The sequence below is a fragment of the Kitasatospora sp. NPDC101157 genome (assembly GCF_044768255.1).
Classification (GTDB): domain Bacteria; phylum Actinomycetota; class Actinomycetes; order Streptomycetales; family Streptomycetaceae; genus Kitasatospora.
In genome coordinates, this window is record NZ_JBIWPL010000007.1 from 56,832 (window position 1) to 79,852 (window position 23,021).

The 23,021-nt window shown below is 74.4% G+C and carries 23 protein-coding genes; 15 read left to right on the plus strand and 8 right to left on the minus strand.

The window, feature by feature from the left end; all coding sequences use genetic code 11:
- Positions 1-25: 25 nt before the first annotated feature.
- Both ACIRVF_RS17205 and ACIRVF_RS17210 read left to right on the plus strand, forming a co-directional pair.
- Entirely contained in the window at positions 26-646 is a 621-nt protein-coding gene (locus tag ACIRVF_RS17205; RefSeq protein WP_402817666.1) for a TetR/AcrR family transcriptional regulator, read from the plus strand.
- Between the two features lie 145 nt (positions 647-791).
- On the plus strand, positions 792-3,257 hold the full coding sequence (locus tag ACIRVF_RS17210; RefSeq protein WP_402817669.1) for a SpoIIE family protein phosphatase: 2,466 nt from the start codon (positions 792-794) through the stop codon (positions 3,255-3,257).
- Between the two features lie 78 nt (positions 3,258-3,335).
- On the opposite strand, the gene ACIRVF_RS17215 is transcribed toward ACIRVF_RS17210, so the two are convergent.
- The 5 genes from ACIRVF_RS17215 to ACIRVF_RS17235 form a co-directional block, all read right to left on the minus strand.
- Positions 3,336-4,922, minus strand: coding sequence for an MFS transporter (locus tag ACIRVF_RS17215; RefSeq protein ID WP_402817672.1), 1,587 nt, complete (start codon positions 4,920-4,922; stop codon positions 3,336-3,338).
- Complete coding sequence (locus ACIRVF_RS17220) at positions 4,919-5,533, minus strand: TetR/AcrR family transcriptional regulator (protein WP_402817675.1); 615 nt, start codon at positions 5,531-5,533, stop codon at positions 4,919-4,921. Before ACIRVF_RS17220 ends, ACIRVF_RS17215 begins: the two co-directional genes overlap by 4 nt.
- 159 nt (positions 5,534-5,692) lie before the next feature.
- Positions 5,693-6,085 (minus strand): cell division protein SepF, encoded by a 393-nt coding sequence (locus ACIRVF_RS17225; protein ID WP_402817678.1) that lies wholly within the window; start codon positions 6,083-6,085, stop codon positions 5,693-5,695.
- A 271-nt stretch (positions 6,086-6,356) separates the two neighbouring features.
- Positions 6,357-6,872 (minus strand): DinB family protein, encoded by a 516-nt coding sequence (locus ACIRVF_RS17230; RefSeq protein WP_402817681.1) that lies wholly within the window; start codon positions 6,870-6,872, stop codon positions 6,357-6,359.
- Between the two features lie 44 nt (positions 6,873-6,916).
- Complete coding sequence (locus ACIRVF_RS17235) at positions 6,917-7,666, minus strand: TVP38/TMEM64 family protein (RefSeq protein ID WP_402817684.1); 750 nt, start codon at positions 7,664-7,666, stop codon at positions 6,917-6,919.
- Positions 7,667-7,884: 218 nt separating this feature from the next.
- Here ACIRVF_RS17235 and ACIRVF_RS17240 point away from each other — a divergent pair, with 218 nt between their 5' ends.
- Positions 7,885-9,144, plus strand: a complete 1,260-nt coding sequence (locus tag ACIRVF_RS17240) for a sensor histidine kinase (RefSeq protein ID WP_402817687.1) — start codon at positions 7,885-7,887, stop codon at positions 9,142-9,144.
- Positions 9,129-9,776: a response regulator gene (locus ACIRVF_RS17245; RefSeq protein ID WP_402817690.1), complete on the plus strand. Its 648-nt coding sequence runs from the start codon at positions 9,129-9,131 to the stop codon at positions 9,774-9,776. The genes ACIRVF_RS17240 and ACIRVF_RS17245 overlap by 16 nt, the downstream gene beginning before the upstream one ends.
- Here ACIRVF_RS17245 and ACIRVF_RS17250 read toward each other — a convergent pair.
- Both ACIRVF_RS17250 and ACIRVF_RS17255 read right to left on the minus strand, forming a co-directional pair.
- Entirely contained in the window at positions 9,763-10,320 is a 558-nt protein-coding gene (locus tag ACIRVF_RS17250) for a HEAT repeat domain-containing protein (protein ID WP_402817693.1), read from the minus strand. The two genes, ACIRVF_RS17245 and ACIRVF_RS17250, sit on opposite strands and share 14 nt — an antisense overlap.
- Before the next feature lie 179 nt (positions 10,321-10,499).
- Entirely contained in the window at positions 10,500-11,735 is a 1,236-nt protein-coding gene (locus ACIRVF_RS17255) for an MFS transporter (protein WP_402817696.1), read from the minus strand.
- Positions 11,736-11,907: 172 nt separating this feature from the next.
- On the opposite strand from ACIRVF_RS17255, the gene ACIRVF_RS17260 reads away from it, so the two are divergent.
- The 10 genes from ACIRVF_RS17260 (at position 11,908) to ACIRVF_RS17305 (ending at position 21,843) form a co-directional block, all read left to right on the plus strand.
- Positions 11,908-13,119, plus strand: a complete 1,212-nt coding sequence (locus ACIRVF_RS17260; protein ID WP_402817698.1) for an ROK family transcriptional regulator — start codon at positions 11,908-11,910, stop codon at positions 13,117-13,119.
- A gap of 123 nt (positions 13,120-13,242) precedes the next feature.
- Complete coding sequence (locus ACIRVF_RS17265) at positions 13,243-13,659, plus strand: molybdopterin-binding protein (RefSeq protein ID WP_402817701.1); 417 nt, start codon at positions 13,243-13,245, stop codon at positions 13,657-13,659.
- Between the two features lie 92 nt (positions 13,660-13,751).
- The gene (locus tag ACIRVF_RS17270; RefSeq protein WP_402817704.1) at positions 13,752-14,189 is read left to right on the plus strand and encodes a hypothetical protein; all 438 of its coding nucleotides are present in this window, start codon (positions 13,752-13,754) and stop codon (positions 14,187-14,189) included.
- Positions 14,186-14,914 carry a glycerophosphodiester phosphodiesterase gene (locus tag ACIRVF_RS17275; RefSeq protein WP_402817706.1) on the plus strand — a complete coding sequence of 243 codons (729 nt, stop codon included), beginning with the start codon at positions 14,186-14,188 and terminating at the stop codon, positions 14,912-14,914. Before ACIRVF_RS17270 ends, ACIRVF_RS17275 begins: the two co-directional genes overlap by 4 nt.
- A complete protein-coding gene (locus tag ACIRVF_RS17280; RefSeq protein ID WP_402817708.1) occupies positions 14,911-16,014 on the plus strand; it encodes a winged helix DNA-binding domain-containing protein in 1,104 nt (367 codons plus the stop codon). Before ACIRVF_RS17275 ends, ACIRVF_RS17280 begins: the two co-directional genes overlap by 4 nt.
- A 73-nt stretch (positions 16,015-16,087) precedes the next feature.
- Positions 16,088-17,170 (plus strand): AI-2E family transporter, encoded by a 1,083-nt coding sequence (locus ACIRVF_RS17285; RefSeq protein ID WP_402817711.1) that lies wholly within the window; start codon positions 16,088-16,090, stop codon positions 17,168-17,170.
- A gap of 76 nt (positions 17,171-17,246) precedes the next feature.
- The gene (locus tag ACIRVF_RS17290) at positions 17,247-18,119 is read left to right on the plus strand and encodes a virginiamycin B lyase (RefSeq protein WP_402817714.1); all 873 of its coding nucleotides are present in this window, start codon (positions 17,247-17,249) and stop codon (positions 18,117-18,119) included.
- Positions 18,120-18,438: 319 nt separating this feature from the next.
- A complete protein-coding gene (ctaD, locus tag ACIRVF_RS17295; RefSeq protein ID WP_402818502.1) occupies positions 18,439-20,205 on the plus strand; it encodes a cytochrome c oxidase subunit I in 1,767 nt (588 codons plus the stop codon).
- Between the two features lie 106 nt (positions 20,206-20,311).
- Positions 20,312-20,845, plus strand: a complete 534-nt coding sequence (locus tag ACIRVF_RS17300) for a hypothetical protein (RefSeq protein WP_402817717.1) — start codon at positions 20,312-20,314, stop codon at positions 20,843-20,845.
- A 287-nt stretch (positions 20,846-21,132) separates the two neighbouring features.
- Entirely contained in the window at positions 21,133-21,843 is a 711-nt protein-coding gene (locus tag ACIRVF_RS17305) for a response regulator (protein ID WP_402817719.1), read from the plus strand.
- Between the two features lie 203 nt (positions 21,844-22,046).
- Here the strand turns inward: ACIRVF_RS17305 and ACIRVF_RS17310 are convergent, their stop codons facing one another.
- The gene (locus ACIRVF_RS17310; protein WP_402817722.1) at positions 22,047-22,496 is read right to left on the minus strand and encodes a MarR family winged helix-turn-helix transcriptional regulator; all 450 of its coding nucleotides are present in this window, start codon (positions 22,494-22,496) and stop codon (positions 22,047-22,049) included.
- 103 nt (positions 22,497-22,599) lie between these two features.
- On the opposite strand from ACIRVF_RS17310, the gene ACIRVF_RS17315 reads away from it, so the two are divergent.
- Positions 22,600-23,004 carry a nuclear transport factor 2 family protein gene (locus tag ACIRVF_RS17315; protein ID WP_402817725.1) on the plus strand — a complete coding sequence of 135 codons (405 nt, stop codon included), beginning with the start codon at positions 22,600-22,602 and terminating at the stop codon, positions 23,002-23,004.
- Positions 23,005-23,021: the final 17 nt, after the last annotated feature.

Genomic DNA, 23,021 nt, shown 5'->3' on the forward strand with positions numbered 1-23,021 from the left:
GTCGACACAGGAACCGCCACCCGCCATGACCAGCCACCCCGCCCTCCGCACACCCCAGCAGGAGCGCAGCCGCGCCACCCGGGCCCGGCTGCTCGCGGCCGCCGTGGACTGCCTGGCCGAGCTCGGCTGGCAGGGTTCCACCGTCACCGTCGTCGCCGAACGGGCCGGCGTCTCCCGGGGCGCCGCCCAGCACCACTTCCCGACCCGGGAGGACCTCTTCACCGCGGCCGTCGAGCACGTGACCGCCGAGCGGCTGGCGGCCGTCCGCGCCCACGCGGACGAACTGCCGGCCGCCGGCCCCGACCGCACCCGGGCCGTGGTCGACATGATCGTCCGCCTCTACACCGGACCGCTGTTCCGCGCCGCCCTGCACCTGTGGACCGCCGCCGCCACCGAGGAGGGCCTGCGCGAGCGGATCATCGCCCTGGAGGGCCACGTCGGCCGGGAGGCCCACCGGGCCGCCGTGGAGTTCCTGGACGCCGACGAGACCCGCCCCGGCGTGCGCGAATCGGTGCAGGCCACCCTCGACCTCGCCCGCGGACTCGGCCTGGCCAACCTGCTCACCGACGACGGCCTTCGGCGTTCCGGGGTGATCCGGCAGTGGGCGGGCGTTCTGGAGAGTACGCTGCGGCCGGTACGCCCATGACGCCCGTACAACCGAGCGACCGGACGCCCCTTGACCAAGGGGTCGCCGGGCGGCCGATGTCCGTGCAGTCTGGAGAAGAAACCCGGCCGGCACGGACCGCGAGGCCCATCCGGCCGGGCCCGAGCCGAACCGGGGTGCTGCCTGAATGCACGGACACGAGTGGGACGCGAACGCCGCCGTCGGCCCCGCGCCGGACGGCGGTACCGTGCGCCCGGAAGGCCACCGCCTCGTCCCGCTCGCCACGGCGCTGCTCCAGGCCGACGGACTGATCCTGCACTGGAGCGAGGATGCCGAGGCCCTGCTCGGCTACTCCGCCGAGGAGGCCGTCGGCAGCTACGCCGCCCAGCTGCTCACCGACGAGTCCGACCGGCCCGCCGTGCTCGCCCTGTTCCAGCGGATCATGGCCGGCAGCGGCGCCTCCTCCTTCGTCTTCCCGGTCCGCCACCGCGACGGCCACCGGGTCGAGCTGGAGTTCCGCACCTACCCGATCGCCGGACCGGCCGGCACCCTGCTGCTGCTCGCCACCGCCTCCGACACCCGGGCCATCCACGCGATCGAGGCCGACCTCGCCGTGCTGGGCGGCATCTTCGGCCGCTCCCCGATCGGCATGGCCGTCTACGACACCGACCTGCGCTTCGTCCGGATCAACGAGGCACTCGCCCGGATGAACGGCGTGCCGGTCGCCGCCCACCTCGGACGGCGGATATCCGCCGTCCTGCCCGGCATCAACACCGCCGAGATCGAACAGATCATGAGACAGGTGCTCAAGAGCGGCAAGCCCGTGGTCGACGCCCGCTCGCACGGCCGCGTCCCCGGCGACCCCCGAAGGGACCGCGCCTGGTCCGCCTCCTACTTCCGGCTGGAGGACTCCACCGGCAAGGTCTTCGGCGTCTGCTCCTCGATCATCGACGTCACCGAGCGCTTCCAGGCCGAGGCCCGCGCCGCCCGCGCCCAGGAGCGGCTGGCCACCATCGCCGAGGCCACCGCCCGGATCGGCACCACCCTCGACCTCCAGCGCACCGCCGAGGAGCTGATCGAGGCGGTCGTCCCCCGGTTCGCCGACTTCGCCACCGTCGACCTGCTGGAGCCGGTGCTGCGCGGCGCCGAACCCACCCCGATCCCCTCCGACCGCTCCGTGACCCTGCGCGCCGTCGCCGTCGGGGAGAACTACGAGACCGGCCTGGCGCACGCCGTGGACGTCGTCGGCGAGACCTCCGAGTACGCCCCGGACCGCAGCTACACCCAGTGCCTGCGCAGCGGACGGCCGCTGCTGCGCGCCCACGTGGACGAGGAGGTGCTGCGCGGCCTGGTGTCCAGCGAGGACCGGGTCGCCCCCGGTATAGCCGCCGGCATCCACTCGTACCTGATGGTCCCGATCACCGCCCGGGGCATGGTGCTCGGCGGCTCCGAGTTCATCCGGATGCGCAACCCCGAGCCCTTCAACGAGGCCGACGTCGCGCTCGCCGAGGAACTCGTCGCCCGCACCGCCCTCGCCCTCGACAACGCCCGGCTCTACCGCCGCGAGCGGGAGACCGCCCTCACCCTCCAGCGCAGCCTGCTGCCGCAGGAGATCCACCGCACCCTCGGCCTGGAGATCGCCTACCGCTACCTGCCCAGCAGCGTGGTCAGCGAGGTCGGCGGCGACTGGTTCGACGTGGTGCCGCTGTCCTGCGGGCGGGTCGCCCTGGTGGTCGGCGACGTGATGGGCCACGGCATCCGGGCCGCGGCCACCATGGGCCAGCTGCGCACCGTCGCCCGCACCCTCGCCACCCTGGACATGCCGCCCGAGCAGGTCCTCACCCGACTGGACGAGACCGCCTCGGGCATCGGCGAGGGCCAGTTCGCCACCTGCATCTGCGCCGTCTACGACCCGCTGGAGCGCACCGTCCAGGTCGCCTCGGCCGGGCACCTGCCGCCGGTCTGGGTCGGCACCGACGGCGTCGCCCGCCGGGTCGAGGTGCCGCCCGGCGTCCCGCTGGGCGTCGGCGGGGTCGCCTTCGAGTCGATCGGGTTCACGCTCCCCGAGGGCGGCGTGCTCGCCCTCTACACCGACGGCCTGGTCGAACGGCGCGGCCAGGACCTGGACCACGGCATCGACCTGCTGGCCCGCACCCTGGCCGGGCCCGGCCGCACGCTGGAGGAGACCTGCGACGCCGTGATCGGCGCCCTGGTCACCGACGGTACCGAGGACGACATCGCGATGATCATGGCCAGGGCGCTGCCGGTGCCCGCCGACCGGATCGCCACCCTCCCGCTCACCGGCGGCGGCAGGCTCCCCGGCCGGGCCCGCCGCTTCACCCGCGCCACCCTGGACTCCTGGGGCCTGAGCGCGCTCTCCGACTACGCCGAGCTGCTGGTCAGCGAACTGGTCACCAACGCCCTGCTGCACGCCGAGGCGCCGCGCCGCCTGCGGCTGTTCCGCGACCGGGTGCTGACCGTCGAGGTCTCCGACGCCGGCGGCGCGGCCCCGCAGCTGCGCACCTTCGCCGAGCAGGACGAGGGCGGGCGCGGGATGTTCCTGGTCAGCGAGCTCGCCCAGCGCTGGGGAAGCCGGCTGACCAGGGACGGCAAGGTGGTCTGGGCCGAGCTGGAACTGCCCTTCGGGGCGTAGCACCAGGCCCCTGGTAGCCGACGCCGCACGTGCGAGAACGGCCGTTCCCGAATCCGGAACGGCCGTTCCCGGTCCTTCCTAGGCGGGCACCCGCTGGGGCCGCTCGGGCCGGGCGGCCTCGACCGGCCCGGCCGGGCCGGCCGGCTCGACCGGCGTCGGGGCGGACCGGTCGCGCAGCAGCCACCAGGCCAGCGCCGCCGCGGCGGTCAGCAGCACCCCGGCCAGCAGCCCGGCGCCGTTCATGCCGTGGACGAAGGACTCCTTCGCGCTCGCCAGCAGCGGCTGCCCCAGCTCCGGCGACAGCCCCTGCGCCGTCTCCACGGCCGTGCCCAGCGACTCCCCGGCCCGGGCGGCGGCCTCGGGGGAGACCCCGGCCGGGGCGGACAGCCCGTTCGCGTAGATCGAGCCGACCACCGAGCCGACCAGCGCGATGCCGAGCGCGGTGCCCAGCTCGTACGCCGTCTCCGAAACCGCCGAGGCGGCCCCGGCCTTGTCGGCCGGTGCGGCGGACAGCACCAGGTCGGCGCCGAGGGTGTAGACCACGCCCTCGGCCGTGCCGGTCATCAGGAAGGCGGCGCCCAGCAGCAGGTAGGTGGTGTCCTGCTCCATCCAGCCCAGCGCGCCCGTGGCCAGGCCCATCGCCAGCAGGCTGACGGCCAGCGCCCGGCGGGCGCCGAAGCGCCGGGCGATCCGGGCGGTCAGCAGGCCGCCGACCACCGAGCCGGCGAAGGCCGGCAGTTCCGCCAGGCCGGCCCGGAGCGGCTCGTAGCCGCGCACCAGCTGGAGGTACTGGGAGAGCACGAAGATCACGCCGGACAGGCCGACCAGGGAGATCAGCGAGGCCGTGACGGCGGCGGTGAACCGACGGTCGCGGAACAGCCGGACGTCCAGCAGCGGGGTCTCCAGCCGCAGCTGGCGGCGGACGAAGACGGCCAGCGCGGCGGCACCCAGCAGGAAGGTGACCGGCACCTCCCAGCGGGCCGGGCCGTGCGCGGCGCCCTCCTTGATCGCGTACACCACGCCGATCACCCCCGCCATCGACAGCACGACGCTCAGCACGTCCCAGCGCCCCGGCTTCGGGTCCCGGGACTCCGGCAGCAGCCAGACACCGGACACCAGCAGCAGGACCAGCACCGGGATGTTCAGCAGGAACACCGAACCCCACCAGAAGTGCTCCAGCAGCAGCCCGCCGACCACCGGCCCGAGCGCGGCCCCGGCGGTGGCGGCCGCGCCCCAGACGCCGATCGCGGTGGCCCGCTCCCGGTCGTCCGGGAAGAGGCTGCGGATCAGCGAGAGGGTGGAGGGCATGATCGTCGCGCCGGCGACGCCGAGCAGCGCCCGGGCCAGGATCAGCCAGCCGGGGCTCGGGGCGTACGCGGCCAGCAGCGAGGCGGCGCCGAAGGCGGTGGCGCCGGTCAGCAGCAGCTTCTTGCGGCCGATCCGGTCGCTCAGGGCACCCATGCTGACCAGCAGGCCGGCCAGCACGAAGGAGTAGGAGTCGCCGATCCAGAGCAGCTGGGTGCCGCTGGGGCGCAGGGTCTCGCTGATGGAGGGGAGGGCGAGGGAGAGCACGGTCGCGTCCAGCGCGACCACGGTGACGGCCAGCACCAGGACGGCGAGGCCGGTCCAGCGCTGGCGGGCGGTCAGGGCGGGGGTACTGCTCATGGGGTATCGGTTTCCGGTTTCCGGTCCGAGGTGCTGTGGGTGGGGGCGCTGTGGGTGGGGGGAGCGGGGTCCCGGCGCAGGGCGCCGCCGAGGAAGAGCTCGGCGAGGGAGAAGGCGGCGTCGCGCGGGGCGAGCCGGCCGTCCTGGATGGCCCAGCCGATCCCGGCCACCAGGTCGAAGAAGGCCTCGCTCAGCCAGGCGGCGCTCAGCTCGATCCGGAAGACGCCCTGGCGCTGCCCGCGCAGGAAGAGCGCGTGCAGCCGGTCGATCTGGACCTCCCAGAGGTCGTTGATCTCGCCGTCCTCGTAGAGCTGGTTCTCGCCCGCCAGGAAGGCGCAGAGCATGGCGTCCGGGACGGCGGCGTCCACCAGGCGGCGCAGGGCCGTCCGGGCGTCGCCCTCCTCGACGGCCGCGGTGTCCAGGGCGGCGGCGAAGCGCTGCAGTCCGAGCCGGCCGACGTCGCGGATCAGGGCGTCGCGGCCCGGGAAGAGCCGGTGCAGGGTGGCCCGGCTGATGCCCGCGGCGCGGGCGATCTCGTCCAGGTGGGCGGTGGGACGGCGGGACAGCACGCCGACGGCGGCTTCCAGAACGGTGTCACGGTCGGTGGCCATGAATCGAGTGTAGAGCAGATGAGACATTCATGACTCATTTTTGCTTTGGGAGTCTCACCTGTCTCATGTATGAATCAATTCCGGACAGCAAAAACCGGGGACGGCTGGTGTGCCGCCCCCGGTGGGGTGCTGTGGGCCCCGGCGCCCGTGCCCGTCCGGTCAGCTCTGGTTGTAGAACCCGGTCTCGTCGAGCGGGCGGTCGATCACCATCACCTCGACGTCCGCCGGGGTGAGCAGGAAGACCCGGCGGGCGATCCGCTCGATGCCGCCCCGGGTCCCGAAGATCAGCCCGGAGGCGAAGTCGACCATGCGCTTGGCCTCGGCCTCGTCCATCTCGGTGAGGTCCATGACCACCGGGGTGCTCGCCCGGATGTGCTCACCGACCGTGCGGGCCGCCTCGAAGCCCGTCGGCCGCAGGGAGACGATCTTCGCGGGCGCGGGGACGGCGGACACCGTCTCCTGATCCACCCACTCGTCGTCGTACACCGCGGCCGGGTAGTTCCCGGAGGGCATCAGCCACCCGTTGTGGTGCTCGTCGCGAAGTGCTCCCATGCCGCGCCTCCCTGCCTCGTCCCGTCTGGTCCCCCCGGGGGTTGCGTGTCCTTTTTGACACGTCATCCACTCGTCGGAACTGTCCGAGTATCGCACTGTTCACCGGTCCCGTGCCCGCTCGTGGCCTCCGTACGAGTCGCGCCGCGCCGGAAACCCGGTCGGACCCGGGCAAGGACAGCGACGCCGCGCAGCTCCGTACGGTTGCGCGCGTAGACCATATCGGTAGCGGTCACTGCGTAATTGACCTTCTGTCAACAACGCGGAAACGATTTCACTCGCCGGTCGAACCGTCCACCAGTTCACGCAACAGATCCGCGTGCCCGTTGTGTCGCGCGTACTCCTCGATCATGTGGACCAGGATCCAGCGGAGCGTCACCTCCTCGTCCTGCCGCAGCCGCTTGCCGACGGTGTCCAGCGGCAGTCCGGCCGAAGCGCGGCGGGCGGCCTCGATCTCGGCGTGCCAGGTGGCGAAGTCGGCGGCGACGTCCGCGGTGTCGACGTGGTCGAAGTCGCCGTCCGGATCCGCCTCGGTCCAGTAGTGGCCGGTGGCGACCTCCTGGCCGAGCAGGATGCCCTGGAACCAGTGCCGCTCGACCTCGGCCATGTGCCGGACCAGGCCGAGCAGGGAGAGCGTGGACGGCGGGACCGAGCGCAGCCGCAGCTGGTCGTCGGTCAGGCCCTCGCACTTCAGGGCGAGGGTGCTGCGGTGGTAGTCGAGCCAGGAGGTGAGCATGGCGGCCTCGTCGGCGGCCATCGGCGGGTCCACCCGCGGGGTGAGATCGGTCATGCCGGCCATCGTGGCCCCGACGGCGCGGGGACGCGAACGAATTGTCAGCCGGCCTGCGCCCGGCGGCGGGCCGCGGCCGCCCGCCAGAGCCCGACCAGGCTGCCCAGCACCAGCAGGCCGATCACTCCGGCGGAGACCAGGAACGCGGCCGAGCCCGGCTGGTCCGCACTGGCCGCCGCGACGACGTACACGGCGGTGGTCGGTACCACGCCGATCGCGGTGGCGAACAGGAAGGGGAGGAAGCGGACCCCGGAGAAGGCCGCGCCGTAGTTGCCCGCCTGGAACGGCAGGCCGGGCAGCAGCCGCAGCACCAGGACGCTGCGGAAGCCCTGGTCGGTGAAGCGCCGGTCGAGGGCGCCGAGCACCTTGCCGCGCAGGTACGGCCGCAGCGCCTCCCGGCCCAGCCCCCGGCCGAGCGCGAAGGCCATGACCGCGCCCAGGGTGGTGCCGAGCACCGCGAGCAGCACGCCCTGCTGGATGCCCAGCAGCAGTCCGGCCACGGCGTTCAGCGCGGGGCGCGGCACGAAGGCGAGCGTCCCGACCGCGTAGACGAGCGTGAACAGCGGGGCGAACCAGTAGCCGGGCATCCGGTCCGCCAGCCCGCCCGAGAGCAGGTCGGTGGGGCTCCACAGCAGCAGCGAGCCGGCGCAGGCCCCCAGCAGCAGCACCAGCAGGCCGAACCGCCACCGGGCCGCGCGGGCCGGGTGCCGCCCGTCGTGGGCGGCGGGCTCGGCGGGGTCTTCGGCGGGGTCTTCGGCGGTCGGTGCGGCGGAGGTCGTCAGGGCTGCGGACACGGCGAGAGCCTAACCGGTCCCCGGCCGGGGACGGCCGGGGGTGAGGGTCGACGCCGGTGATCACGGTCGGCATGATGGCGGACGGGGCCCCGCCGCGGGCGTCGGGGGGCTGGGCGCACACCTGGGTGGGCCTGGCCACACTCCTGGCCCGGAACGGCGCGGACGGGGGTTCCGTGCGGTGCACAGTGGGTGCACCGCACGGAAGGCGAGGGAAGGTCATGGAGAAGCCGGGTGAGTGGGCGGCGGGGGCCGCGACGGGGTTCCTGCGGGCGTGCGCGGTCGCGGCCGTGACCCTGCCGGTCCCGGCGGTGTGGGCGGGCGCGGTGCTGCTGGGCCGGTCCTGGGGGCCGGCCAACCCGTGGTCGTGGCTGCTGCCGCTGGTGCTGGTGTGCGTCGGCACCCTCGGGCTGAGCCGCCCGGTGTGCCGGGCCGTTCGCGCCCTGGTGGCGCGCTGGGGCGGCCCGTCCCTGCCCGCCGGGTACCGGCAGGCTCCGCCGGTGAGCCGGATGTCCACCGGGTTCTGGTGGAACGGTTTCACGTACGAGAAGACCCGCCGCGACGCCCTGATGGACCAGCACTGGCGGGTCCGGTGGCGCGACCCGGCCAACCTGCGGGACCTGCGGTTCGTCGCGGTCGCGGCGGTCACCGCGGGCCCGGTCGCCGCGCTGCCGCCGGCGGCTCTGGCCGCGGCCGTGCTCGGGATCGTCCGGCCGGAGACGCCCGCCCGGCTGCTCGGGGTGCTCGGGGTGCTGCTGGCCGTCGGCGGCGCCCCGTACGCCTGGCGGGTGCTGACGCCGGTGGCCGAGCGCTTCCTGCGGCCCTCGCGGGCGATGGCGCTGGCCCAGCGGGTGGCGGAGCTGACCGCCCAGCGGGCGGACGCCACCGTCGCCCAGGCCGCCGAGATCCGCCGGATCGAACGGGACCTGCACGACGGGGCGCAGGCCCGGCTGGTCTCGCTCGGGCTCTCGTTGGCCACCGCCCAACTGCTGGTGGAGCGCGATCCGGAGCGGGCCAAGGCGCTGATGCGGGACGCCCAGGACGGCGCGAAGGCCTCGCTGGCCGAACTGCGCGACCTGATCCAGGGCATCAGCCCGCCGGTGCTGACCGAGCGCGGACTGGTGGACGCCGTCCGCGCCCTCGCCCTGGACCTGCGGCTCAAGGTGACCGTCGAGGCTGCGGACCCGGTGCGGGTGGACGCGCCGATCGAGGCCGCGGTGTACTTCGGCGTCGCCGAGCTGCTCACCAACGCCGTCAGGCACGGCGGGGCGACCCGGGCCGGTGTCACCTTCCGCCAGGACGGGCACGGGCTCGTCGTCGAGGTCGAGGACGACGGCTCGGGCGGCGTCCGGGAACGGCCCGGTGGCGGGATCGCGGGCCTGCGCCGCCGCCTCGACGCCTTCGACGGCTCCCTCGACATCACCAGTCCGCCCGGCGGACCGACCCACGTCAGGATGACGGTGCCATGCGAATCCTCGTAGCCGAAGACCTCTACCTCCTGCGCGACGGGATGGTCCACCTGATCGAGGCCTGCGGGCACGAGGTGGTGGCCACCGCCTCCACCGGACCGGAGACGCTCGACGCGCTGCTGGCGCACCGCCCGGACGTGTCCGTGATCGACGTCCGGATGCCGCCGACGCAGTCGGACGAGGGCCTGCGGGCGGCGCTCGCGGCCCGCCGCGAGCTGCCCGGGCTGCCGGTCCTGATCCTGTCCCAGCACGTCGAGCAGCTCTACGCACGGGAGCTGCTGGCGGACGGCTCCGGCGGGGTCGGCTACCTGTTGAAGGAGAGCGTCTTCGACGCCGAGCAGTTCCTCGGCTCGCTGGAGCGGGTCGCGGCCGGCGGCACGGCGATGGACCCGGCGGTGATCGCCAGGCTGCTGTCCGCGAGCGCGCCGGAGCGGGGGCTCAGCCGGCTCACCGCGCGCGAGTACGAGGTGCTGGGGCTGATGGCCGAGGGGCTGTCCAACCAGGCCATCGGGCGGCGGCTGTTCCTCAGTGACAGCGCGATCAGCAAGTACACCACCTCGATGTTCGGCAAGCTCCGCATCGCCGATGACGACGACACCAACCGCCGCGTCCGCGCCGTGCTCACCTACCTCAACCAGCCCTGAGGCTCTGTCCGGCGCGGGGGGCGGTCCGCCGGTGGATGGGCCCGCCGGGGGCGTACCAGCCGGCCTTCTTGCGGACGGCCGGGCTCGGGTCGTCGGCCTGGCAGGCCCGCAGGGCGGCGACGGCGCGGGCGTCGGTGTGGGCGAACTTGCCGACGAGTTCGGCGGCCCTGGCCCGGACCCGGGGGTCCGGGTCGTCGGAGAGGTGGCGCAGCGCGGGTTCGAGGACCAGGCCCGCGCCGGGGGCGCAGGCGTCGTCCTTGCACCGGTCGCAGGCCAGGGCGTGGAAGGCGGCGATCCTGACCCCGGCGTCGGGGTCGTCGGCCATGGCGACGAGCAGGTCCATGGAGTCGGTGTCGACCAGGTGGTCCAGGAGGCGGCAGCAGCCCTCACGGACGGCCGGGTGGTCGTGGGAGAGCCCGGCGCGGATGGCGCCCAGGGCGTCCGCCCCGCGCCGGAGCAGTTCGTGGTGGGCCGCCACGGTGCGCTGAGGGTCGCCCAGGCAGGAGACCAGGGCTTCGTCGTCGGTCTTGAGGAATCCGAGCACGGCCCCAGTGTCGGACCGCAACCCGCGGCGGGGCAAAGGGTTTTGGGGACCTCGGCTGGCCGCGGTGCGGGCCGCGTCGACGGGGGCGACGGCGGCGGGCGCGGATCGCGGAAACCGCCGGGCGCTGGAGGGCGCCCGGCGGTCGACGACATGAGAGGGAATTCCCGGAAAATCGTCGATCATATTGCCGAGAGGTCTTTTCCGGAGGTGGTGTTTCCCGGCGACAGTGCGGTCACATCGTCGTCGGTGGAGTTCGGTTCGGCCCGGCGCAGTGCCCCGGCGCCCAGCAGCAGGGCGGAGGCGAGCAGGGTGACCAGTCCGAAGGAGACGGTGAGCGAGGTGGCCTGGGCGAGGGTGCCGATCACGGCGGGGGCGATCAGGCCGGAGGTGTAGGTGACGGTGGCGACGCCCGCGATGGCCTGGCTGGCGTTGCTGCCGATCCGTCCGGCGGCCGCGAAGGCGAGCGGCACGATCACCGCGATGCCCACGCCGATCAGCGCGAAGCCCGGGATGGCCAGCGCCGGGTGGTCGGCGGCCACCACCAGGACGCCGCCGAGGGTGGCGACCGCCCCGCCCAGCCGGGTGGCGCGGACGGCGCCGAGGCGGCGGATCACCGTGTCCCCGGCCAGGCGGCTGACCGCCATGGTGAGCGAGAAGGCGGTGTACGAGGCGGCCGCGAGGGTGGCGGAGGCGCCGGTGACGTCCTTGAGGTAGACGCCGCTCCAGTCCATCGAGGCGCCCTCGGCGAACACCGCGCAGAAGCCGACCAGCCCGATCACCAGCGAACTGCGCGGCGGCAGGGCGAAGCGCGGCGGCTCCTCCGCCGCCTCGGGCGCCCGAAGGTCCGGCAGGCCCCGGCAGACCGGCTGGGCGAGGGCGAGCAGTACGACCGCCGTGACGGCCAGTTGGAGCCGGGCGTCGAGGTCCAGGTGGGCGGCCAGGATGCCGAAGCCGGAGGCCAGCAGGCCGCCCGCGCTCCACATCCCGTGCAGCCCGGACATGATCGAGCGGCCGAGGCGCTCCTCGATCTCCACGCCCTGGGCGTTCATGGCGACGTCGGCCATGCCCGCCGTGGCGCCGTAGACCAGCAGCACCGCGCACAGCGCCGGGAGCGAGGGGGCGAGGGCGGGCAGGGTGAGGGCCAGGCACCAGAGCGAGATCAGTCCGCGCACCGCGGCCCGGCCGCCGTAGCGGTGGACGAAGCGGCCGGCGAGCGGCATCGCGAGGGAGGAGCCGATGGCCGGCATCACCAGGGCCAGGCCGAGCTGGCCGGGGGAGAGGCCCAGCCGGTCCTGGATCCACGGGATGCGGGTGACGAAGGTGCCGCCGACGGCGCCGTGCACGCCGAAGACCAGCGCGATGCTCAGCCGGGAGCGGCGTGGCTCGGCGAGCGGTTCGTGGGTCGTGACTGTCATGCGGCGTTCCCTCCCGGTCGCGCGGGTCGCGGCGCGACGGTGCCCTGTGGGTGGTCTGCGTGCAGGCCGACGGGTCCGCGCGGCGGGGTCGTCCGTCCGGCGGCGGTGCGGTCGGTTCGATAAACTATCAGGAAGGGACCCTGATAGAAACACTCTGGAAGGATGACCGGCCATGACCACCGCGCGTACGGCCACGCCGAGCACCGCCCGGGCGATCAACGACCGGCTGGCGCTCAACCTCCTGCTCGAACAGGGTCCGCTCACCGCGACCGAGCTGCGCGACCTCACCGGCCTGTCCCGGCCGACCGTCGCCGACCTGCTCGACCGCCTCCAGCGCACCGGCCTGGTCGCCGTCGTCGGCGAACGCGGCGAACAACGGCGCGGCCCCAACGCCCGGCTCTACGCGCTGGTCGCCTCCCGCGCCCACATCGCCGCCTTCGACGTCCGCGAGGAGGGCGTCAGCCTGGTCGTCGCCGACCTCGCCGGGCGCAGTCTCGCCACCGCCGAGGTGCCGGTCGAGACCTCCGCCTCAGGGGCTGCCGGTGCCGTCCCAGGGGCTGACGGTGCCGCCGAGACGATCGTGCGCACCCTGCTGGAGACCGCGCGGGGCGCCGGCGTCGAGCGGCTGCACACCGTCGCGGTCGGCGCCCCCGGCCTGGTCGACCCCGCCACCGGCCGACTGCACAGCACCGGCAAGCTCCCCGGCTGGCACGCCGAGCTCCTCACCGCCCTGCGGGAGCTGCCCGGCACCGACGTCATCCTGGAGAACGAGGTCAACCTGGCGGGCCGGGCCGAGTACCGGGTCGGCGCCGCGCGCGACCGCGACACCTTCGTGCTGATGTGGCTCGGCCACAGCGTCGGCGCCGCCGTCATCCTGGACGGGCAGCTGCGCCGGGGCTTCTCCGGCGGCACCGGCGAGATCTGCTTCCTGCCCGTCCCCGGCACCGTCGGGCTGCCCAGCGCCGACAGCTGCGAGGGCGGCTTCCACGGCCTGGTCGGCAGCGCCGCCATCTGCGCACTCGCCCGTACCCACGGGCTGCCCGCCGACCGGGCCGGGGACGCGTCCGCCGCCGAGGCCGCCGTGCGCGCCGCGCTGGCCGCCGGTGCGGCGGGCGAGGCGTTCCTGGACGAGCTGGCCGAGCGGATCGCGCTCGGCGCGGCCGCGCTCTGCGTGGTGCTCGACCCCGGCTGCGTGGTGCTCGGCGGCGAGATCGGCCGGGCCGGCGGCGCCGAGCTGGCCGGCCGGGTCGAACGGCGGCTGGCCGGGTTCTCCCCGCTGCGCACCGAGGTGCGGGCCGGTACGGCGGGCGGCGGGGCGGTGCTCGCCGGGGCGGTGCTCACGGCCGGGGACGCCGTGCGGCGGGATCTGTTCGGCGAGCCGTAGCCGTGCCGCCGGACCCCGCCCACCGGCTGCTCCGGGGCCGTTTCCCGTCGGCGTCCCCGGTACGGCAGGATGGCGGACGGGGGGCGTGCACCCCGTACCTCGAACCACCGTCAGGAGTCGCACATGGGCCAGCCCGAGGTGCCGGTCAACCCGTACCGCATCGGTGAGGCGGCGGCGCTGCTCGGCGTCAGCGCGGACACCATGCGGCGCTGGGTGGACGCCGGGCGGCTCGCCGCCGTGCGGGACGAGCACGGGCACCGGATCATCCCCGGCGCCGAGCTCGCCGCCTTCGCCCGCGAGCTGGCCCGGCCGGAGAACGCCGAGGCCGAGGGCCGGCCGTCCTCGGCGCGCAACCGCTTCCCCGGGATCATCACCCAGGTGGTGCTCGGCGACGTGGCCGCGCAGGTGGAGGTGCAGGCCGGGCCGTTCCGGGTGGTGTCGCTGATCAGCCGGGAGTCGGCGGAGGAGCTGAACCTCGTGCCGGGTGCACCCGCCACGGCGGTCATCAAGTCGACCAATGTGATGATCGAGCGGCGTTAGCCGCCTCCCTTCCGATTCCCTTCCGACTCCCTTCCGATTTCCCGCCGAGCCACACCGAAGAACCGAAGACAAGTCCCGACCGAGAGGCCCGGATGCCGCCCCCGCACCTGCCGACCACCCAGAGCGCCGTGCTGGCGATCGAGGCCGTCGCCGCCCGGCACGGCCGCGCCGTGCGGGCCCGGCACGACATCGGGAGCGACCGGACCTTCGCCGGGCTGGTCGGCCACGACTACGGACCGGACGCCATCCCGCACGAGGCCCTGCTGGAGTTCGACCGCAGCCCGCGGACCGCCGTCCGGCTGTTCACCCACGACGAGGTGACCGTGACCGTCGAGGGCATCCCCTTCGACGTCCCGCGCGACAGCGTCCCGGCCTTCCTGAACTCCGTCTGGTCCGGCCTGGTGCACGTGAGGGCGCGGACCTTCCCGCCGTCCACCACCCTGATCGTCACCGTCCCGGGGGAGGCCGGCTACCGCGAGTCCCTCGGCCTCCACGACCTCACCCCCTGGCTGTCCGGAAGGATCCGATGAGCCCCGCCGCCCCCGCCGCCCCCGCCGACCGTCGACCGGTGCTCGCCGTCGCCCACCGCGGCGACCCGTACCGCCACCGCGAGAACACCCTGCCCTCGATCGAGTCCGCGCTCGCCGCCGGGGCCGACGCCGTCGAGGTGGACGTCCAGCTCACCCGCGACAAGGTGCCGGTGCTGCTGCACGACCCCACCCTGGAACGGCTCTGGGGCGACCCGCGCTCGATCGGCCGGGTCACCACCGAGCAGCTGGACGAGCTGCGCCACGGCGCACTGGCCGTGCCCACCCTCGCCGAGGCGATCAAGGCCGTGGCGGACGCGAACGGCCCGCGGCTGCTGATCGACCTGGACGACCCCGGTCCGGCCGCCGCCACCTGGTCCGTCGTCACCGGGCTCGGTGCCGAGGGGCTGGTCGCCTTCTGCGGCCACACCACCGCCATGCTGGCGGTGCGCGAGCTCAGCCCGGACGCCGAGATCGCGCTCACCTGGAAGCAGCCCCGGATGCCCGCCCCCGCCCTGCTGCGCGACCTGCGCCCGCGCTACCTCAACCCGCCGTTCGGCCTGGTCACCCCCGGGTTCGTGGAGGCCGCGGCGGACGAGGGACTCGCCGTCTCCACCTGGACCGCCGACCTGCGCCGCACCATGCGCCGACTGCGCGACACCGGTGCCGCCTCCATCACCACCAACCGGATCTCCGTGCTGCGCTCCGTCGTGGACGGCCGCCGGTGACGGTGCTCGGCACCCGCGCCCTGGGCCGAGCCCTGCTGGCCCGTCAGCACCTGCTCGCCCGCACCGACCGGACGCCGCTGGAGGTCGTCCACCACCTCGGCGGGCTGCAGGCCCAGGCCGTCCCCCAGCCGCCGTACCTCGGGCTGCTCTCCCGGCTGGACGGCTTCGCCCCGGAGCAGCTCACCGGGCTGATCGAACGGCGGGAGGCGGTCCGGATCGCGCTCCAGCGCGGCACCATCCACCTGGTCACCGCCGAGGACTGCCTGACCCTGCGTCCGCTGCTCCAGCCCGTCCTGGACCAGGCGCTGCGGACCACCTACGGCAAGCGGCTGGCCGGACTAGACCTGACCGCGCTGGCCGCCGAGGCCCGCGCCCTCGTCGAGGAGGAGCCGCGCACCTTCCAGCGGCTCGGCGCACTGCTGGCGGCGACCCGGCCGGACCGCGACCCGGCGGCACTGGCCCAGGCCGCGCGCTGCCTGCTGCCGCTGGTCCAGGTGCCGCCGCGCGGGCTGTGGGGGCGCGGCGGCCCGGCCGCCCACACCACCGCCGAGGCCTGGCTCGGCCGCCCGCTCGACCCCGCGCCCCCGCCGGACGCCCTGGTGCTGCGCTATCTCGCCGCCTTCGGCCCGGCCGGTGCGGCGGACCTGCGGAAGTGGTCCGGCCTCAGCGGGCTCGGCCCCGTGCTGCGGCGACTCGCCCCGCAGCTGCTGACCTTCCGGGACGAGCAGGGCCGGCCGCTGTACGACCTGCCGGACGCGCCCCGGCCGGAGCCGGACACCCCCGCGCCGGTGCGGCTGCTCGCGCCGTTCGACAACCTGCTGCTCTCGCACGCCGACCGGAGCCGGGTGCTGCCGGAGGAGTACAAGGGGCGGGTGATGACCCAGAACGGGCTGGTGCACGGCACCCTGCTGGTGGACGGGCTGGTCGCCGGGACGTGGCGGCTGACCGGCGAGCAGGAGGTGGCCGTCCGGCCGTTCGTCCGCCTGGCGCGGGCGGACCGCGAGGCGGCGGAGGCGGAGGCGCACCGGGTGCTGGCCTTCGCAGGCGGGGGCGGGGGCGGGGGCGGTGCGGTGCGGATCGAGGCGGCTGCCGCGTCCTGAACGGGCAGTCCGTCAGGTTCTCTGTTGAGATGGGTCGGTTCGGACTCAACGACGACCCCCGCCGGAGGCTGCCGTGTCCGTGGAGCGCCCGCCCGGTGGGCGGCCCGACCACCGCAGGCCGTACCTGATGCTGCCGCCCGCCGTGCGGTGGGCGGCAGCCTGGTCGGTGGCGGTGATCCTGCTGATCACCGTCGGTTCGCTGGTCGTGTTCGCGCTGGTCGAACTGAGGGCCGCCACCGTGCCGTTCATCCTGGCGCTGCTGGGGGCCTCGCTGCTCCAACCGGTGGTGCCCTGGCTGGTCCGGCGGGGGGTGAGCCGGAGCCTGGCGGCCGGACTGACCTGCCTGGTGCTGGTGGTCGCGGTGGTCGGGGTGATCGTCCTGCTGGTCAACTCCCTGGTGCACAGCGCCCCGCAGATCGCCGCCTCGCTCCCGTCCGCCGGGCGGCGGCTGGCCGAGTGGCTGGGGCCGTTCGGGGCGAAGGTCAAGCACGCGCTGGAGAACGCCAAGGGCGAGACCAACTCGCTGGTCTCGACGCTGACCAACGGCGTGCTCTCGGGGCTCGGCCTGCTCATCCAGCTGATCACCGGTGGGGTGCTGGCGCTGGCCCTGGTCTTCTTCTTCCTGCGCGACGGCCACCGCACCGGCGACGCCATCCGCGCCGCCCTGCCCGGACGCGGCGCGGACACCGTGGTCGCCTGCGCCGAACGCGCCTTCGAGGCGATGGCCGGCTTCATGCGCGGAACCACGCTGATCGCCCTGATCGACGCGGCCTTCATCACCGTCGGCCTGCTCGCCCTCGGCGTCCCCGGTGCCCCGGGCCTGGGCGCGCTGGTCTTCATGGGGGCGTACATCCCGTTCGTCGGCGCGTTCCTGTCCGGCGCGGTGGCGGTGCTGGTCGCGCTGGCGGACGGCGGGCTCGGCACGGCGCTGTGGGCGCTCGGCGTGGTGCTGGCGGTCCAGATGGTCGAGGGCAACGTCCTCCAGCCGGTCATCCAGAGCCGCACGGTGGAGCTGCACCCGGCGACCATCATGGTCGCCGTCGTGGCCGGCTCCGGCATCGCGGGCATCATCGGCGCGCTCCTGGCGGTACCGGTGTGCGCGGCGGGCATGGGCGTGATCTCGGTTCTCCGGGGGATGCCGAGCGGGCGCGGGTAAGGCGGTTGCCCCGGACGGACGGGTGTGCGAGCATCACTAATGCGACTGCAGTCGCGATAGGGATGGAGGGGAACGAGTGGAACTGTTCGAGGTGGCCGGGGCGGGGGACGGGCCGTACGGGGTGGCCGTCGGTCCGGACGGGGGCGTGTGGTTCACCCTGGTGCACGCCGGGGAGATCGGGCGGCTGGCGCCGGACGGTTCGGTGCGGCGGTTCGGGCTCGGCGCGCCGCGCTGCGGGCCCTCGGTGATCACCACCGGGCCGGACGGGGCACTCTGGTTCGCGCAGATGAACGCCGGGCGGATCGGGCGGATCACGGTGGACGGCGAGGCGTCCTCGTTCGCGCTGTCGGCGGTGGACGCCGGACCGGGCGGGATCGTCGCCGGGCCGGACGGCGCGCTGTGGTTCACCGAGGTGAACGCCGACCGGGTCGGGCGGATCACCGTGGACGGCGAGCTGACGGAGTACCCGCTGCCGGTGCCGGGCGCCTTCCCCGCGCACATCACCGCCGGGCCGGACGGCGCGCTGTGGTGCGCGCTCAACCAGGCCGACGCGATCGCCCGGGTGAGCACCGACGGCGAGATCACCGTCCACCGGCTGCCCACCGGGGGCACCGCGCCGGTCGGAATCACCGCCGGGCCCGACGGGGCGCTCTGGTACGTCGGGATCGGCGGCGGACTGGTCGGGCGGATCACCGTCGACGGGCAGGTCACCGAGTACCCGCTGGGCGACCGGGCCGCCAGGCCGCACGCGATCACCGCCGGGCCGGACGGGCGGCTCTGGTTCACCGAGTGGGGCGCCGGCCGGATCGGCGTGCTCACCCCGGACGGGCGGCTGGACGGCCACCCGATCCCCGGCCCCGGAGCCGAACCGCACGGGATCGCCGTCGGCCCGGACGGGGCGGTGTACGCGGCCCTGGAGCGCGGCCAGATCGCCCGGCTGGCGGGCTGAGCGCCGGGGCTCCAGCAGCCCACCTGGTACCGGGTGCGGATGCGCCGCCTGCGCAGTGGCGCCGGTAGCTGACGCTCCGTCAAGGTCTTGGGCAGAAGGAGTGTTGTGCGGTCCGGCCCGACCGGTCCCGGTCGGGAGGTCCCGGGTGCGGTCCGGGAACTCGGGCCCAGCGGCCCCGGCCGGGCGGGCCCAAGGGCCCTGGGGCGCGCGGGGAGTGGGTTCGGATCATGGATCGCCACCCATTCGCACGACGTTCCGAAGGAGCGCGTCCTTGAGCGCCACCCAGGCACAGGGCGACCCCACCCCGCCGTCAACGTCCCTGCCGCCGCGCCCGGTTCGGGCCAGGCGGCCGGGTTCGGCCCTGGTCGGACTGCTGACCACCACCGACCACAAGACGATCGGCACCATGTACCTGGTGTCCTCGTTCGCGTTCTTCCTGATCGGCGGCGTCCTCGCGCTGGTCATGCGCGCCGAACTCGCCCGGCCCGGAACGCAGATCCTCTCCAACGAGCAGTTCAACCAGGCGTTCACCATGCACGGCTCGGTGATGCTGCTGCTCTTCGCGATGCCGCTGTTCACCGGCTTCGCCAACTGGATCATGCCGCTGCAGATCGGCGCGCCCGACGTGGCGTTCCCGCGGCTGAACATGCTGTCCTACTGGCTGTTCGTGTTCGGCTCGCTGATCGCCGCCGCCGGCTTCGCCACCCCGCAGGGCGCCGCCGACTTCGGCTGGTTCCTCTACGCGCCGCTGTCCGACGCCGTCCACTCGCCGGGCGTCGGCTCCGACATGTGGATCATGGGCGTCACGCTGTCCGGCTTCGGCAGCATCTTCGGCGCGGTCAACTTCATCACCACCATCATCTGCATGCGCGCCCCCGGACTGACCATGTTCCGGATGTCCATCTTCTGCTGGAACGTGCTGCTCACCTCGGTGCTGGTGCTGCTGGTCTTCCCGGTGCTGGCCGCCGCGCTGCTCGCGCTCGAATGCGACCGCAAGTTCGGCTCGCACGTCTTCGACCCGGCCAACGGCGGGGCGATGCTCTGGCAGCACCTGTTCTGGTTCTTCGGGCATCCCGAGGTGTACATCCTGGCGCTGCCGTTCTTCGGCATCGTCTCCGAGGTCATCCCGGTGTTCAGCCGCAAGCCGATGTTCGGCTACGCGGGCCTGATCGCCGCCACGGTGGCCATCGCCGGGCTGTCGGTGACGGTGTGGGCGCACCACATGTACGTCACCGGGCAGGTGCTGCTGCCGTTCTTCTCCTTCATGACCTTCCTGATCGCCGTGCCGACCGGGGTCAAGTTCTTCAACTGGGTCGGCACCATGTGGCGGGGCTCGCTGAGCTTCGAGACCCCGATGCTGTGGACGGTCGGCTTCCTGGTCACCTTCCTGTTCGGCGGTCTGACGGGCGTGCTGCTCGCCGCCCCGCCGATCGACTTCCACGTCTCCGACTCGTACTTCGTCGTCGCCCACTTCCACTACACGCTCTTCGGCACGGTGGTGTACGCGATGTTCGCCGGCTTCCACTTCTGGTGGCCCAAGATAACCGGCAAGCAGCTCGACGAGCGGCTCGGCCGGATCACCTTCTGGACGCTCACCGTCGGCTTCCACGCGACCTTCCTGGTGCAGCACTGGCTGGGTGCCGAGGGCATGCCCCGCCGGTACGCCGACTACCTGGCCTCGGACGGCTTCACCACGCTCAACACCGTGTCCACCATCGGCTCCTTCCTGCTCGGACTGTCGATCCTGCCGTTCCTCTACAACGTCTGGAAGACCGCCAAGTACGGCGAGCGCGTCACCTCGGACGACCCCTGGGGCTGGGGCCGCTCCCTGGAGTGGGCCACCTCCTGCCCGCCGCCCCGGCACAACTTCGTCGAGCTGCCCCGGATCCGCTCCGAGTCCCCGGCCTTCGACCTCCACCACCCGGACGTCGCGGCCCGGGACGTGCTGGAGAACACCGGGAAGCCCGCCCGGCACCTGGGCGGGGTGGAACCGGTGAAGTACGACCGGCCGCTGACCCGGGCGCAGCGGGCCCGGGCGTCGTCCTCCTCGCCCGCGTCCTCCTCGTCCGCATCCTCCGACGGCTGAGGCCGTCTCCCCCCGAACGGCCGTCCCCGCCCGTGCCGCTGCCCCCGGGCGGGCGGGGACGGCCCCGCCACCCGCCGTGATCCGTGCACTCTAGGAAGGCCGGCCCATGACCCACACCGTGCTCGCCATCGGCACCGCCGCGCTCACCGCGAGCGGCTGCGTCTGGTACCTGCCCGCCATCGCCGACCTCCAGGCCGGCGCCGACCGGCCCCGCTCCACCCGTACCGCCGCGGCAGCCTGCGTGCTCTGGTGGGCGGCGCTCGCGCTGGCCGGCGGACTGCTGCTCGCCGTGCCCGACTGGCACCCGGCCGCCCAGGTGGCCCTCGCCGGGCTGGTCGGCGGTACGGCCCTGCGGCTGCGGGCGGCGTGGGACCGGCGCGGGGAGCAGCGGGAGGGCGCGGCGCGCTGGGCCGCACTGGAGGCCGGACCGGTGCCGGCGAGCGGCCGCCCGGCGGCCCTCGCCCTGGCCGGGTGGCTGGTGGTCGGCGCCGCCGTGGCCTCGCTGGGGGCGGTGGCGATCCTGCTGTCCGACGGCGGCGGCCTGGCCTCGAAGGTGACGCTGGCGGCGGTCCTCGGGGCCGGCGTCGCGCTCGCCTTCCTGCTGGTGGGGCTGGGCAACGCCCGCCGGCAGGGGCGCTGAACGGCGTCCGGCCCGCGCCGACGGGGGTGACGGTGCGGGCCGGGGACCGGGGTTCCGGGGGATCAGAGGCAGGTCGGGATGCAGCTGTAGCAGGGCTCGGCGAGTCGGGCGCCAGCCCGACAGCGTGGGGGCCGTCCCCACAGGACGGGGCGTCCCGGGACGGCGGAGGGAAGATGACGGGGCCGGGCGAATGGGGTCGTTCGGCCCTGGGCGCCTGCCCTGACGCGGGGGATGATGCGCTGGGCCCCGCTGATCGTGTGCGGGGGTGACGAGGGCGGAGCCGCGTGATGGCGACCATGGCGGAGGGGGCCGAGGCTTCGGCGCCGGTCCGGGTGTTCCTGCTGGACGACCACGAGGTGGTGCGCCGCGGGGTGCACGACCTGCTGGACGGCGAGCCGGACCTCGTGGTGGTCGGCGAGGCCGCGACGGCCGAGCAGGCGCTGGTCCGGGTGCCGGCGCTGCGGCCCGACGTGGCGGTGCTGGACGTGCGGCTGGGCGACGGGGACGGAGTGTCGGTCTGCCGTGAACTGCGCTCGCGGATGCCCGACCTGGCCTGCCTGATGCTGACCTCCTTCGACGACGAGGAGGCGCTGCTGGATGCCGTGATGGCGGGCGCCGCCGGGTACGTGCTGAAGCAGATCAGCGGCACCGACCTGGTCGCCGCCGTCCGGACCGTCGCCTCCGGCCGTTCGATGCTCGACCCGGGCGCGGCCACCCGGCTGCTGAACCGGCTGCGCAGCGACGCCGAGCCGGCCCGGCCGGTGACCGCGGGTCCGGCCCTGACGGCGCGCGAGCAGGAGGTGCTGGCGCTGATCGGGGAGGGGCTGACCAACCGGCAGATCGGCGAGCGGCTCTACCTCGCCGAGAAGACGGTGAAGAACCACGTCTCCCGGCTGCTCGCCAAGCTCGGTGTGGAGCGCCGGGTGCAGGCGGCGCTGATCGCCACCGAACTGCGGCAGTCCGCGGCCGCCCGGTCGTCCCCGCTGCGCCGCGGCTGACCGGCACCGCTGCCCCGCTCCGCACCGGACGCGGGGTTCGACGCCGTCGGCGCGCTCGCCGCGGGCGTGAGGGGGTGCGGCCCGGGCCCGGGCCCGGGCAGGTCGGGTCAGCCGCGGCCGAGGACCTCGGCGACCACCCGTTGGCCGGAGCGGACCGCAGGTTTCGCGCCGGGCGGGCGGGCATCGCAGCGCGCGTGCCGGCGTCATGAATCGGTGAACGGCCCGGTGGTGACGAAGCGGTGGAGCTGGCGGGCGAAGCTCCGCGCCTCCTCGGGTGACCAGGAGGCGAGGGATTCTTCGATGGCCGCGGCGAGGCGCTGTCGGGTGGTCTCCACCGCCTGCTGTCCGGCTTCGCTCAGGACGAGCAGGGTGGCGCGGCGGTCGTCGGGGTCGGGTTCACGACACAGCAGGCCGGCTTCCTCCAGGCGGGTGGCGCGGCGGGTGACGCCGGAGCGGTCGAGGCCGATCTCGCCCGCGAGGTCGGCGGCGCTGCACGGGCCGGTCCGGGCGAGCCCGCTGAGGACGGGGTAGGTGGTTTCGTCCACCGCCTCGCCCAGGCCGCCCGTCAGTCGGGCGTACAACTGTGCCCGGGTGCCCCGCCGGAGCAGGGTTCCAAGGGCGTCGGCGATCTCGTGTCCCACGTCGTCAGGCATGGCCCAAGGGTAGCGTGCGCGCCGCACGCAATCTGTAGTACGGTGCAGATGCGTGCTCGACGCACGCACTTTCCGTCGCACCATGGACTCCAAGGGGACCGTCATGACCACCGTCAGCAACCACACCGACGCCCGCGCCGCCCTCACCGACCTGCTCCTCACCCCGGGCCTCGACCTCGACGAGGCCGCCGACCGGCACTTCGCCCCCGACTACCGCCAGCGCACCGACGGGAGCTGGGCGGACCGCACCGAGTTCCTCGCCCACATCGCCCACCTGCGCACGGTCGTCGCCGGCGGCTCGGTCGAGGTGCACGACGAACTCGTCTCCGGCGACCGCTACGCCGACCGCCACACGATGGAGGTCCTCAAGACCGACGGCTCCACCGTCCTCATGGAGGTCTACCTCTTCGCCGAGTTCGCCCCGGACGGCCGCTTCCGCCGCATCGAGGAGACCACGCTCATGCTCAAGGGCGCCGACGCCGACCGGAACCTCGGCAGCGCCCGCTGACCCGCAGGGCCGCCTGA

Excerpts from the sequence above, each read along its gene's own strand:
- ACIRVF_RS17245 (WP_402817690.1), top strand. The coding sequence starts at position 9,129 with ATGCGAATCCTCGTAGCCGAAGACCTCTACCTCCTGCGCGACGGGATG.
- ACIRVF_RS17265 (WP_402817701.1), top strand. The coding sequence starts at position 13,243 with ATGGGCCAGCCCGAGGTGCCGGTCAACCCGTACCGCATCGGTGAGGCG.
- ACIRVF_RS17275 (WP_402817706.1), top strand. The coding sequence starts at position 14,186 with ATGAGCCCCGCCGCCCCCGCCGCCCCCGCCGACCGTCGACCGGTGCTC.
- ACIRVF_RS17220 (WP_402817675.1), bottom strand. The coding sequence starts at position 5,533 with ATGGCCACCGACCGTGACACCGTTCTGGAAGCCGCCGTCGGCGTGCTG.
- ACIRVF_RS17300 (WP_402817717.1), top strand. The coding sequence starts at position 20,312 with ATGACCCACACCGTGCTCGCCATCGGCACCGCCGCGCTCACCGCGAGC.
- ACIRVF_RS17310 (WP_402817722.1), bottom strand. The coding sequence starts at position 22,496 with ATGCCTGACGACGTGGGACACGAGATCGCCGACGCCCTTGGAACCCTG.
- ACIRVF_RS17215 (WP_402817672.1), bottom strand. The coding sequence starts at position 4,922 with ATGAGCAGTACCCCCGCCCTGACCGCCCGCCAGCGCTGGACCGGCCTC.
- ACIRVF_RS17260 (WP_402817698.1), top strand. The coding sequence starts at position 11,908 with ATGACCACCGCGCGTACGGCCACGCCGAGCACCGCCCGGGCGATCAAC.
- ACIRVF_RS17205 (WP_402817666.1), top strand. The coding sequence starts at position 26 with ATGACCAGCCACCCCGCCCTCCGCACACCCCAGCAGGAGCGCAGCCGC.
- ACIRVF_RS17230 (WP_402817681.1), bottom strand. The coding sequence starts at position 6,872 with ATGACCGATCTCACCCCGCGGGTGGACCCGCCGATGGCCGCCGACGAG.
- ACIRVF_RS17240 (WP_402817687.1), top strand. The coding sequence starts at position 7,885 with ATGGAGAAGCCGGGTGAGTGGGCGGCGGGGGCCGCGACGGGGTTCCTG.
- ACIRVF_RS17255 (WP_402817696.1), bottom strand. The coding sequence starts at position 11,735 with ATGACAGTCACGACCCACGAACCGCTCGCCGAGCCACGCCGCTCCCGG.
- ACIRVF_RS17315 (WP_402817725.1), top strand. The coding sequence starts at position 22,600 with ATGACCACCGTCAGCAACCACACCGACGCCCGCGCCGCCCTCACCGAC.
- ACIRVF_RS17270 (WP_402817704.1), top strand. The coding sequence starts at position 13,752 with ATGCCGCCCCCGCACCTGCCGACCACCCAGAGCGCCGTGCTGGCGATC.
- ACIRVF_RS17225 (WP_402817678.1), bottom strand. The coding sequence starts at position 6,085 with ATGGGAGCACTTCGCGACGAGCACCACAACGGGTGGCTGATGCCCTCC.
- ACIRVF_RS17210 (WP_402817669.1), top strand. The coding sequence starts at position 792 with ATGCACGGACACGAGTGGGACGCGAACGCCGCCGTCGGCCCCGCGCCG.
- ACIRVF_RS17305 (WP_402817719.1), top strand. The coding sequence starts at position 21,133 with ATGGCGACCATGGCGGAGGGGGCCGAGGCTTCGGCGCCGGTCCGGGTG.